We start from the raw sequence: 11,938 nt of genomic DNA on the forward strand, positions 1-11,938 counted from the left end.
AAGTAATTATAAAAATCTTGAGCTTAATTCTATAGAAAGAGATTTTAACATTTCCTATATCCCGAATGCTCCAAGAAATTGTTTAAACTCATCTTTCCCTATTATTCATATTAAGCTTAAGTGTCATTGTCAAATAAAAAGGGACCACTAAATTACGTAAAAAAGGGACCACTTTATTTAAAATTTTTTATGTCATATTACCTCCAGATTTATAGTTATTAATACGATAACTTTTACCTGTGATGTTTAGTATATGTGCATGATGTACTACTCGATCAATAATTGCATGAGTTAATAACTCATCAGCAAATATTTCATTCCATCTTTCAAAATCCTTGTTTGTGGTGATAATGGTAGATTTATTTTCATATCGTTTAGCAATAATATTAAAAAAATCATCTACTGAATGTTTTGGTAATTGCTTAAAACCTAACTCATCAAGAATTAATAAGTCAAATGATAAGAGTAATTTAACTTTTTTGTGATAGCTATTATCTGCTCTTGCAATATGTAAATTATAAAGCATATCCGATACCGTAGTAAAATATACAGAGTATTCTCGTGTTAAAGCTTTTAATGCTAATCCAATAGCAAGATGAGTTTTGCCAGTTCCAGAATTACCTATGAATATGACATTGCCCTTAGTATTAATATAATCACAAGTAGATAAATCACTTATTACTTTGGTATCAATACTTGGTTGGAACTGAAAATCAAAGTCTTCTAAATTTTTAGTTACCGGTAATTTAGCAGCATTTTTACGACGACGGTAATTATTATCCTTACGGTGAGATTTTTCATCTTCACATAATAGTGAGAGAAATTCTTTAAATCCTAGTTTATTATTTTGAGCATAAATAATCCTTTCATTTAAGCTATTGACTATACCTGATAATCTAAAACTACGTAGGTCATTAAGCAAGTTCTGCATTCTGACCTCCAAACTCTGGCAATGGTAAGTTTACTGCATTACTATTTAAGATATTCTTAATTTTAGAGTAAGAACTTATACCGTAATGTAATGCTCTATGACAGGCTTTATCTATTAACTCATCATTGTAAACCTTACGTAAAGAAATAATACCTCTGGCACAACGTTGCCAATCATTTACTCGTGTTTGTTGTAATAACTCTAATAATAAACTGCAATTATTGCCTATCTGCTGCATTTGTTGTTGATAATGTTCGCTATATTCTATAAAACCTGGGCATAGACGTTTATATTTGGCATAATGAGACGGATTAGTGGTAAATATTCCTTTGCCATCTACTCTAACGTGCCTTGCTATTAAATCATTTTGTATAGAAAATATTTGAACAAGGTTTGGTGATAATTGTACCAATACTTCACTGTATATATATTTTGCTGGTACGGAATAATAATTATTATCTATGGTGATATGACAATCTTTTGCTACTTTTCGATTATGCCACGATGATAAATCAAACGTTTCTAATGGTAAGGGCATTAAATTATTACTTTCTTCTTGCTCAAATAGTTCCTGAGGAATTTTTTTAGTAGTACCATGTATTCGGTTATTTGCTTTATTTAACCAGTTTGCAAGATCGTGTATTAATTCTTCATATCTATGAAATTTACGTCCAGCAAAAAAATTATTTTTGACATACTTTATGCCTGATTCTACTTTGCCTTTTTCTTGAGGTTGATATATACGACAAGGAGAAAGTAAAATCCCATAATGATCAGCTAAACGTTTGTATTCCTTCTGATATACAGGCTCATAGAAATTGCTATCTACCACCCCAGCTTTAAGATTATCAAGTTTTATTACTTTTGGACTACCAGCAAAATAATTAAATGCATTGATATGACATTGTATCCATGTTTTACAACTTTGATCAAACACTACTTCATAATAATCAAGGCGACTATAGCTTAAACGCATATTAAACACATATGCTTTAACTCTACGCCCTTGGGCATTATACTGTAAGCCTATGTCACCAAAATCTACTTGTGCTTCCTCTCCTGCTAAAGTATGAAAACGAATGCAACTGTTATTCTGAATCTTATATTTTTTGATATAACGGGTTAGCGAACCATAACTTTTTGTATAACCTTGAATTTTTAACTCTTCAAAAATTCTTATGTAACTTAGATTCTTTTCTAATAACTCAATTATTTGTTCGTGCCAAGAATCCAGTGCTGAAGATCGTTCATAGGGTGCAGGATATTCTGTACCAGACTCTACGTAACGATTTATTATTTTTCTTACTGTTTTACGGTCTATCCTTGTTAGTTTGGCAATATTTCTTTGACTGTTGCCTTGCTTATAAAGGGTGATAATTGTTGTGTACATATTTATTCTTATCATTGTATCACTAGATATTTATTTTAATTAATTATCTAGTGAATATTGCACATTATAACCTTATTAGGTTACACCAAATTCTCTGGTCCCTTTTTCGTGCAATTTAGTGGTCCCCTTTACTTTAGCAATGACATTAAGCAAGAGCATAATGCTTGGCTTCAGATTGTTCGCACTGATTCTTCAGATAAAAAATTACAAAAATTTATAGATACTAATGTAGAATTACATCCTTTTTATACTTTGGAGCAAGATTTCTACGATGCTCCTTATGGTCTTATACAATTTTTTCTAAGCCTTTAACTTATTGGACTGCCCATACTTATGCAGTGAAAATAGATAATCAAAATAAAACTGTAAAAATTATTGGGGGAATTAAATGGGGATTTAGGTTAGCTTATTTTCCTATTAAACCTCAAATGATTCTACCCTCTAGCCTAGATACCAACGATTGGCAGATAGATATAGAAGTTTTTAAACAAGCGTTAGTTGGGTATAAAATAGATTAAATTCATCTTATTTTTCAAGGACCGTTTAATGAAGAAATAAAGATAGGTACTATATATTTATAGGTATAATATGCAAGAGTTAGACCTAGAGCCGTACCAATAACTATAATACGAAATTTTGCAGGGCTAAAAATTAAAGCAACAATTCCAAGAACGATCGCTATTTTTACTATATCTGATGTCGTATAAGCTCTATTATTTATGGCATAAACATTAAAACTTATACTTAAAATCGTTAGTATAAATAATAAATTTTTAAACATATTATACCTCAATAGGACCGGTAGTTAAGCCATTTATGAACTGCTTTAAGTAAGGATTATTACTATTACGCATTTCATCTTTACTACCATACCACTTAATTTTTCCTTGATAAATCATAGCTATTTCTTTAGCTATTTTTTCGGCACTAATCATATCATGAGTTATAGTGATTGTAGTTGCCCCTAACTCCTCTTGGATTTTTATAATCAGCTCATTAATAACATTAGCCATTATAGGATCAAGCCCAGTTGTTGGCTCATCAAGAAATAAAATCGATGGAGTGCTACAAATTGCTCGTGCAAGTGCTACTCTTTTTTGCATACCTCCTGATAATTCTGATGGATATAGGTCAAGAATTCTAGGGGATAAACCTACTGAGTCAAGTTTTGCTCCTGCAAGATCGTTCTTCTCTTTTTTAGATAATTTGTTAGTATCAAAAGTAATATTATCACGTACATTTAAAGAATCAAAAAGAGCTCCGCCTTGGAATAAAAATCCGATATCTTTCATAATCTCAAATCTTTTTTTGCTTGAGATATTTTGAATTTCTGCACCATCAATAAAGATTTGACCTTGATCAGGTTTAATTAACCCTACTATATTTTTAATTAGGACTGACTTACCGCTACCTGAACCGCCTAAAATGACTAAAGAACTACCTTTTTTTACATCTAAATCTATTCCATCTAATACTTTATGACTATTGAAAGATTTATATAATGACCGAATTTTAATTTTTATTTCTTCTACACTCATATCTTTTTTATACTTTAAAAAATAATTCGGTTATTAAGTAGTTACTAATTAGGATTAAAATGGAAGAATTTACTACCGCAGAAGTAGTAGCTCGTCCAACACCTTTAGCTCCTTTACCTGAATAATAACCACTATAGCAGCTTATTATAGAAATAATAAAGCCGAAAACGCCAGCTTTAACAAGACCAGATATTACATCTATTGGCTCTAAATATTGAAAAGTGCTAGTCAAATAAGTGCTACTGTTAAAGTCAAGCTTATATACGCCAACTAAGTAACCTCCCATAACCCCGATTACATCGCCGATTAGAACTAGACAAGGCATAGTAATAATAGCTGCAATTACTCTTGGAAAAACGAGATATTTAATAGAATCAGTAGATAAGGTATATAAAGCATCTACTTGTTCTGTAACTCTCATAGTACCTATTTCCGCTGCAATTGATGCTCCTACTCTTCCTGCTACCATTAACCCCGCAAGCACTGGTCCGAGTTCCCTAGTTAAGGATAGCACCACTACAGTTGCGATAGAACTTTCAGCAGAAAAGCGAGAAAATCCTGTATAACTCTGTAATGCCAATACTGCCCCTGAGAAAAAGGTAGTCATGGCGACAACAGGTAAAGAATAAAAGCCGATAAATAATAATTGTTTGATAATTAAACTAAAATATAAAGGTGGTCTTATAATGCTAGTAATGGCAGCTAAGCTAAATATAGAAAATTTGCCGATACTTTGTGCTAGTCTTATGGTACGTTTACCAATAGAATTAGCTATATTTAATAACATCTGTATTATTCTTTTTATATTTTAAATTATTAAGGTTATTTTGCTGTCATCCTGTGGCATTGTCCGCATAGATCGAAAAACACCCTAAGGTAGTCATGCCGTGGACAAGCAACTAGATGACAATAAGGTTATAACATTATCAAGTATAAATTCTTTTATATCTATTACCAAGGCTAGTTAATATCTCATATCCTATAGTACCTATAATATCTGCTATTTTATCAGGAGTGCAATTATTTCCAATAATTTCTACTTCTTGTCCTAGAAAAATATCTGAAGGTGGTAGATCAGTAACATCAATATTGACTAAATCCATTGATATTCGTCCTATTATTGGGACGTTACGACTATTAATAAATACGGTACCTTGATTACTAAAATTACGACTAAACCCATCAGCATAGCCAAAAGGCAGAGTTGCAATTAAGCTATCACGCTTGGTTGTAAAAGTCATATTATAGCCGATACGACTCCCATATGTCAAATTTTGTAAGTGAATTATAGGTGCTTTTAAGGTTACAGGGTTTTGCATCGGATTCGGTTTGTTACTGCCTAAAGGATTTAAACCATATAAAGCAGCACCAGGTCTTACTAAATTAAAATGATAATCTTTCCCTAAAAATATACCGCCGGAGTTAGCAAGACTTGCTTTAGCATTTGGGAAATATTCCAAATAAGCTTTAAATTTGTTTAGTTGTTCTAAATTATAAGGGTTATCGCTATCCTCAGAAGCTGATAAGTGGCTTATGATATATTCCACATTCAAACCCTTTAATAAATCACGATTATTAATTAGCTGTTCTATCTCATTATGGTTTAGCCCAAGGCGATTAATACCAGTATTAAAATGCAGGTAGCAAGATAGTAATTGATTTTTTAGACTACTAAATTTTTGCCAAATCTTGATTTGGTTTAAGTTATTTAAAACAGGCATTAAATTATATTCTATAAGTTCTAAAGCATCATGTTCAAATACGCCATTAAGAATAAGAATATTTACTTCGTTGCCTATAGCTTTACGCAAACTAATTCCCTCATTACTTGAGGCAACAAAAAAATATCGGCAATTTTCTTCTAGTAAGGTTTTAGAAATTTCTATTGCACCGAGTCCATAAGAGTTGGCTTTAACTGCCGCCCCGACCAGAGCATTTTCACAAATATTTTTTAATAAATGATAATTAGCTTTTATAGCTGACAAATTTATTTCAAGAGTGCATAAACTCATATTATATTTTTTAACTCTTTTACTAAGATAGGCAATATAGGTATTATATGAAATTTAGAAGATAAGTCATCTGTTTCTATAGTATCAGTAACAAAAATACGATCCAATAATGCGATATCATAATTTTTTGAAAGTACAGCATGCGTAATAAAAGCATTTACCGATAAAGCTCCATGCTGCTTTAAAAAATTAGCAGCTTTATAAACGCCAGTTTAGGATAAGAGTGTAAGGAATAAAGATAATAAAGCAGGGTATTTACAAGAGAGGAGTGTTGAGTTACATAGATTTTGAATCAAAAAAATATGCACTCAACAATGAAAAGATGTATCATAACTCTATTTTGTATAATAGATAATTATTGTAAAGTTTACGAAGAATGGGAAGAAAGCAAATTAATACCCAGCGTTAGGAAGCGTAGGAGATCAGGGAGTTTAAGGCTTTCAGAACTATATAACTATAGTATTATATTTTTATATATAGCTAACGCGACTAGCATTATTCCTTAGAATCATATAAGATAAAGCTTTTAATTATGGTAGAGATGAAAGCATACAGTCAGGATTTAAGAGATAGGGTAATCAGTCTGCACAATACTTCTAAATATAGAATAAAAGCAATATCAGACTTATTGGGTATAGAGCGTCATACGATATCAAATTGGATTAGACGTTATAAAGAAAATGGAGACTACAGCTCAAGACAACATATGCAAAGTGGACGTGATGCTAGGTTTACTAATAAGGAGCATATAATTGAATTTTTAGCAAAGAATCCTGATAGCCGAGCTATAGATATAAGAGATGTAGTAGCACCCGAGCTACCAATGAGCACATTTTATGACACGCTTCATAGAATGAAGATTACATATAAAAAAAAGAGCCAAAATACAAAGGCAGGAATGAAGAAGCCAGAAAACAATTTGTAGAATATATTGATAAAATAGCATCTGACAAACTTGTGTATTGTGATGAAATGGGGGTAAGTAATAATATAACCATGTTGTACGGATGGTCAGAGAGAGGAGCCAGATCTTACGCAGAGCAAGGAGGTTTTGCTACTGAGAGAGTAAATATAGTTGCTGGTTATAATGAGGGCACCAAAGAATTAATTGCTCCATTAGAGCATTCCGGTTATATTGATAAGCAATTATTTAATCAGTGGGTAGGTGAGCTATTATGCCCATCACTCAAACCTGGACAATTTGTAATAATGGATAATGCGAGTATTCATAAGTCACTGTTGGTAAAGGAATTAATAGAAAAAGCGGGTTGTACTCTTATTTATCTACCGGTCTATTCTCCAGATTTAAATTCTATCGAACACTGTTGGGCTAATTTTAAAAATTACCTGAGAAAAATTATTAAAAACTTTAAAGATTTTCGTGATGCAATAACAGCAGCAATGGTACAAACCTTCCCGTGTTAGCTATATCTCCATGCAAAGATTTTAAGAATTATTATTTATATCATCTATCATGTAAATATAGAGGATATTTTAGTCTTCCTAGTTACAGTCGGATAATCCAGTTGTGGCCAAGATTAGTATTACCTTTAACTATAATGTTACAATTATTTACAGGAGATGAGACTGGTATATATTTTGTTGATTCAACCAAATTATCGATATGTCATGCAAAACGTACAAATAATAATAAAGTGTTTAGTGGCATTGCTAAAATAGGTATGAGTAGTTACGGATGGTTTATGGGATTTAAATTACATATTGTAATTAATAATAAAGGTCAGATTATGGCAATTAAAATAACAAAGGGTAATGCTAGTGATTTATCTGCTGTAGACTCAATTACCAAAGGATTATGGGGTAAATTATTTGGAGACAAGGCTTATATTTCTAAGGAAATGTCCGCTAAATTATTTAGTCGTGGGCTACGGTTATTTACTGGGATTCGCAAGGATATGAAAAATCATTTATTAGATATAGAAGATAAAATACTCTTAAAAAGCAGATCAATAATTGAATCAGTATTTAATGTACTAAAAAACAGCATGAACCTTGAACATTCAAGACATCGCTCCCCTATTAATTTCTTAGTTCATATACTTTCTTGCGTAAATGCTTTTAATTTCAATAAATCTAAAAAATTTCTAACACTACTTGCTTATCCTCAGACCTCCTTATCCTAAACTGGCGTTATAAATAGTTTCACCGCTATCTATAATATCATCAATTAATATACAATTTTTGCCCTCAACATTCCCTGTTATTTCTACCATATTGCAGCTATTATTAATATCTCTTTCTTTGGTTATATAGGCTAAATCTATGTTTAACAAGTTTCCAATGGTTTCTACCTTATTTGTGCTTCCTTTATCAGGGGCAACTATAATACAATTTTTATAATTTTGTAAAAATGGTAAATATAAGTTGATAGGTTTGACGTTAGAAATAGGGATGTTGAAAAGTTTTTCTATTTTATCAGAATGCAAATCGATGGTAATTAAGTGAGTTACTCCTAATTTTTCTAGAAAATTAGCTATTAATTGTGCTGGATAGCAGCTTGATTTGATGCTTTATCCTGCCTTGCATAACCAAAATAAGGCATTACTAAAATTATTTTATTTGCTCCTGCTTTTTTTGCAGTATCTATAAGTAAAAATAGCTCAATTAAACTATCATTAACAGGTTTTGAAGTGGATTGTACTATGATGATATCTTCATTATGTAGCGGTTCTTGAATTTCTAATTTTATTTCTGAGTCACTAAAATAAGTGATTTTAGGTTCAATATATTTGATATTTAATGTTATAGCTAAACGAGTTGCAAGTAGCTTATTATTACTGCCGGCTATTATTTTCATACTAAGTTAGTTATATTATTAAATAATCCGCTATTCGGTTAGAAATATTGAATATAAAAGACGAAAAGCGGTTTCCACCTTTTATATTCAGATTTTAAATAAATAGCTAATATTATTATGAGATAGCTTCTATATGATAGCTAGGATCGGCATTACCTATTTTTAATACTCCGCCATTTTCGTAAACTTCACGCGTTAAATAATTATAATGCCCACTATTTACCGGTAGAACATATAATTCATTATGATAAGCAATTAGTGCAGGATAACTAGGATTATGACAAACTACAGGTTGGTTAGGTATAGCTAATTTTACTAATTTACCGCTTATATCATAGTTAACTTGAAGATAAGCAGTATCATCTGCACGTATTTTTTCACCATTAGGACAATTTAGCTCAAATCTTAGCTCAAATTTTTCCCCTGGTAGTATGGTACTCGGAATAGTAAATGATTTATATTTTGTTACCTCAACAATTTTTTTACCATTAAATCTATATTTCAGCATAGTATTTATAGTATCTTCTTGTATTTCGCCATAATATTTATTTTGTTTATTAATAAGAGGTCTAATCTTATGGTCTTCAGTATTAACAGTATTACTAGTATTAGGTTTAATAATAACTTTGGTTTTATCTCCTGCATCTGTCACAACTTCTTCTGTTGTGCTAGTAGTTAATTTATAAGCACTTGTCAATAGCTCGCTAGCTGATCGACTCTTTTTAATTCCTTTTCCAATCCATTCTTTTACTTTTTCTCTTTTGGAAAATGTAGGGCTTTCTTGAGACTCAGTAAGTATAGGACCATATTCAGGAGCTTTTTCTATAATATTACCTTGGTTATCGGTATTTACAATTTCTACTTCTCCTTTATGTAATTTACGAGCATTTATTACCGTTTTACCTGCTATCTTTCCTCCTTCCACAGCCATTTTTCCACCTGCTATAGCAGCTTTTCCAGCGAATTTTGCTCCTTGATATGCTGCATAACATCCAATTACTATTAATGTCCCAAGTAGTTCTCCATCATTACTAGAAGAATTGCCGCCATTTCTTCTTTGTTTTTCATATTCTTGTTGTCTGTATGCTTCAGCATGAATAATTTTTCCTTGTTCCCACATTTCATCACTATTCATAAAATGCTCTCCTTTAAAATAATAAATTACTTGTAATTCAAGTAAAGCTATTTAATCATTTTACAATCAAAAGCCAAATATTATTTTTAGAAATTCTACTTTTGTTATATTTTATGGGAAAAATTTTGTAATTATTTGAAGATATTTATCAAGTATTTTCTGGTTTTCTTCAACAAATTTTAGTGAATTTTCTTGATAGTTTTTTAATTCTCTAGAATTATTAGGATCAAGCAAATATTCCAGCATATTTAATAACTCTTCACCGCTTTTAATTTGAATAGCTGCTTTACTTTGCAACACGCCTTTAGCAATATCAGTGTTTTTACTCATATCAGGACCAAAGATAATACAATTAGAGAAATGTGCCGCTTCTGAAATATTATGTCCGCCTTGTTTGAAAGAGCCGCCAATAAATGAAATTGATGCTATAGAGAAAAATAAACCCATTTCACCGAATCTATCAACTATATAAAGATCATCGGTTAAAATCGGTAAGTCATTTTGTGATTTGGCATTAGCTGATAAATCTTGTGCTATACAATTATCAAGAATTGATTTAACTCGCTCGGGATGTCTTGGGATTAAGATAATATAACAATCTGTAACTTGTTTTTTTAAGTTTTTTATAATAGGTAAAATGATCTCCTCATCTTCCGGATGGGTGCTAGCAAATACGATAATTTGCTTATTTTTTAGATGTTCACTTAGCTTTACAAGCTCTTCTTGATTAACTGGAAGCTTTTCATTAGCAAATTTGATATTTCCTAAATTAGTTGTGTTTGATATTCCAAGCTCATTAAATTTCTGTAAATCACGCTCACTTTGCACAATAACTTCGCTAAAATTTTTAACAATGAGCTGAAAAAAGCCTTTTCTTTTCTTCCAAGATTTAAAGGATTTATCAGACATGCGGGCATTCACAAGCAATAATTTACACTGCTTTGCTGCTTCATTAATAGTACCTGGCCATAATTCCGATTCTATGAAAATACCTAAATCAGGCTTCCAATTATTTAGAAAAATTTTGGTAAAAATAATATTATCTATCGGAAGCAATTGGTGAGTAGCTATTTTAGGTAATTTAGTGCTTAATATTTTAGCAGAAGATTGTGTCCAAGAAGTGACTAAAAAACGGACTTCAGGAAAATGTTTGCTTATATTATCAACTAAATTTAAAGCAATCATAGATTCGCCGACGCTAGCCGCATGAATCCAAATTAAAAATCCATTATCTTGCCTGTGTTTACCAATCGCAAAACGCTCCTTAACACGCTTTATGTCTTCTTTGCCTATTAATAAGCGAATGAAAATTATAACAAAATAAATAGGTAATAACAAAAAACTTAAAAAGTAATATAAACGCATCATTTTATTAAGTTCTCAGTTAAATTAACTAAATATTTTTCAAGATTCATATGATTTTGTACTTTATTGTCGGTCAGCTCTAAAGGTGACCCTATTATTACTTTAATCGTACCAAATGGCAAAGGGATTATCAACTTATCCCAGCTTTTTAATCTAAAACATCTAGAAGTAGTACTAACTACCGGAATTAATTTTTTATTGTATTTATAAGCAATTTCAGTAATTCCGCTATTTACTTTATATACAGGACCTTTAGGACCATCAGGCGTAATTATTACATTTGCACCTTGAGAAAGCTTTTCGATAATACTCCGTAATGCTCCAAGTGGATTTTTATTGCTAGAACCGACTATAACTTTGCAGCCAAATTTATCGACTAAATCATTTAAAATCTTACCGTCTAAATGGGGAGATATTAATGCGTAGACATCTGGCATTCCTTTAAACATAGCAGGACTTAATGCAAGCATATTATGCCAAAATGCAAAAATTACGCCTTGCTCATTTAAAAACTTTTCCTTATTGCCATTATCATAAAATATAAATTTTTGCTTTGAAGTAAAATAAATAAACCGCAAATACCAATATAGTAAAATAGTAATTAAACTAAGGACAAATTTATTACGTTTTAAAAATTTTTTAAAAGCTTTACGCATTAGTTTTTTTATTAGTTTAGTAGTTGTAACGTCATTGCGAGGAAAATTACAAAGTAATTTGACGAAGCAATCTCAGGAAGTTCGATAAGATTG

Annotated in this window: 16 protein-coding genes; 5 read left to right on the forward strand and 11 right to left on the reverse strand. The window is 31.0% G+C overall.

Annotated features, from left to right (window positions below; all coding sequences use genetic code 11):
* Positions 1 to 187 precede the first annotated feature (187 nt).
* A complete protein-coding gene (gene istB, locus AAGD54_RS08175) occupies positions 188 to 931 on the reverse strand; it encodes an IS21-like element helper ATPase IstB (protein WP_341794290.1) in 744 nt (247 codons plus the stop codon).
* Entirely contained in the window at positions 915 to 2,321 is a 1,407-nt protein-coding gene (gene istA / locus AAGD54_RS08180) for an IS21 family transposase (protein WP_341794291.1), read from the reverse strand. Before istA ends, istB begins: the two co-directional genes overlap by 17 nt.
* A gap of 108 nt (positions 2,322 to 2,429) precedes the next feature.
* On the opposite strand from istA, the gene AAGD54_RS08185 reads away from it, so the two are divergent.
* Together AAGD54_RS08185 and AAGD54_RS08190 are read left to right on the forward strand one after the other, a co-directional pair.
* Positions 2,430 to 2,633 (forward strand): hypothetical protein, encoded by a 204-nt coding sequence (locus AAGD54_RS08185; protein WP_341794558.1) that lies wholly within the window; start codon positions 2,430 to 2,432, stop codon positions 2,631 to 2,633.
* A gap of 26 nt (positions 2,634 to 2,659) precedes the next feature.
* On the forward strand, positions 2,660 to 2,839 hold the full coding sequence (locus AAGD54_RS08190; RefSeq protein WP_341794559.1) for a hypothetical protein: 180 nt from the start codon (positions 2,660 to 2,662) through the stop codon (positions 2,837 to 2,839).
* A gap of 14 nt (positions 2,840 to 2,853) precedes the next feature.
* On the opposite strand, the gene AAGD54_RS08195 is transcribed toward AAGD54_RS08190, so the two are convergent.
* The 4 genes from AAGD54_RS08195 to AAGD54_RS08210 all read right to left on the reverse strand — a co-directional run bounded on the left by AAGD54_RS08195 (position 2,854) and on the right by AAGD54_RS08210 (position 5,871).
* Entirely contained in the window at positions 2,854 to 3,102 is a 249-nt protein-coding gene (locus AAGD54_RS08195) for a DUF5510 family protein (protein ID WP_011477992.1), read from the reverse strand.
* A gap of 1 nt (position 3,103) precedes the next feature.
* A complete protein-coding gene (locus AAGD54_RS08200) occupies positions 3,104 to 3,859 on the reverse strand; it encodes an ABC transporter ATP-binding protein (protein WP_341788520.1) in 756 nt (251 codons plus the stop codon).
* A 7-nt stretch (positions 3,860 to 3,866) separates the two neighbouring features.
* The gene (locus AAGD54_RS08205; protein WP_341791884.1) at positions 3,867 to 4,646 is read right to left on the reverse strand and encodes an ABC transporter permease; all 780 of its coding nucleotides are present in this window, start codon (positions 4,644 to 4,646) and stop codon (positions 3,867 to 3,869) included.
* 139 nt (positions 4,647 to 4,785) lie between these two features.
* The gene (locus AAGD54_RS08210) at positions 4,786 to 5,871 is read right to left on the reverse strand and encodes an alanine racemase (protein ID WP_341794560.1); all 1,086 of its coding nucleotides are present in this window, start codon (positions 5,869 to 5,871) and stop codon (positions 4,786 to 4,788) included.
* A 532-nt stretch (positions 5,872 to 6,403) separates the two neighbouring features.
* On the opposite strand from AAGD54_RS08210, the gene AAGD54_RS08215 reads away from it, so the two are divergent.
* The 3 genes from AAGD54_RS08215 to AAGD54_RS08225 are packed head-to-tail and all read left to right on the forward strand — an operon-like array spanning position 6,404 to position 8,015.
* On the forward strand, positions 6,404 to 6,796 hold the full coding sequence (locus AAGD54_RS08215; protein ID WP_341794381.1) for an IS630 transposase-related protein: 393 nt from the start codon (positions 6,404 to 6,406) through the stop codon (positions 6,794 to 6,796).
* Between the two features lie 5 nt (positions 6,797 to 6,801).
* Positions 6,802 to 7,296, forward strand: a complete 495-nt coding sequence (locus AAGD54_RS08220; RefSeq protein WP_341795144.1) for an IS630 family transposase — start codon at positions 6,802 to 6,804, stop codon at positions 7,294 to 7,296.
* On the forward strand, positions 7,290 to 8,015 hold the full coding sequence (locus tag AAGD54_RS08225; RefSeq protein ID WP_341794561.1) for an IS982 family transposase: 726 nt from the start codon (positions 7,290 to 7,292) through the stop codon (positions 8,013 to 8,015). The genes AAGD54_RS08220 and AAGD54_RS08225 overlap by 7 nt, the downstream gene beginning before the upstream one ends.
* Here AAGD54_RS08225 and prs read toward each other — a convergent pair.
* The 5 genes from prs to AAGD54_RS08250 form a co-directional block, all read right to left on the reverse strand.
* Positions 8,007 to 8,399 (reverse strand): ribose-phosphate diphosphokinase, encoded by a 393-nt coding sequence (gene prs, locus AAGD54_RS08230; RefSeq protein WP_341795210.1) that lies wholly within the window; start codon positions 8,397 to 8,399, stop codon positions 8,007 to 8,009. The genes AAGD54_RS08225 and prs overlap by 9 nt on opposite strands.
* Entirely contained in the window at positions 8,369 to 8,689 is a 321-nt protein-coding gene (locus AAGD54_RS08235) for a ribose-phosphate pyrophosphokinase-like domain-containing protein (protein WP_341794562.1), read from the reverse strand. Before AAGD54_RS08235 ends, prs begins: the two co-directional genes overlap by 31 nt.
* A gap of 115 nt (positions 8,690 to 8,804) precedes the next feature.
* The gene (locus AAGD54_RS08240; protein WP_341794563.1) at positions 8,805 to 9,824 is read right to left on the reverse strand and encodes a hypothetical protein; all 1,020 of its coding nucleotides are present in this window, start codon (positions 9,822 to 9,824) and stop codon (positions 8,805 to 8,807) included.
* 111 nt (positions 9,825 to 9,935) lie between these two features.
* On the reverse strand, positions 9,936 to 11,192 hold the full coding sequence (gene waaA, locus AAGD54_RS08245) for a lipid IV(A) 3-deoxy-D-manno-octulosonic acid transferase (RefSeq protein WP_341794564.1): 1,257 nt from the start codon (positions 11,190 to 11,192) through the stop codon (positions 9,936 to 9,938).
* Complete coding sequence (locus tag AAGD54_RS08250) at positions 11,189 to 11,845, reverse strand: lysophospholipid acyltransferase family protein (RefSeq protein WP_341794565.1); 657 nt, start codon at positions 11,843 to 11,845, stop codon at positions 11,189 to 11,191. Before AAGD54_RS08250 ends, waaA begins: the two co-directional genes overlap by 4 nt.
* Between the last annotated feature and the right edge of the window lie 93 nt (positions 11,846 to 11,938).

Source organism: Rickettsia endosymbiont of Rhinocyllus conicus (assembly GCF_964026465.1).
Taxonomy (GTDB): Bacteria; Pseudomonadota; Alphaproteobacteria; order Rickettsiales; family Rickettsiaceae; genus Rickettsia.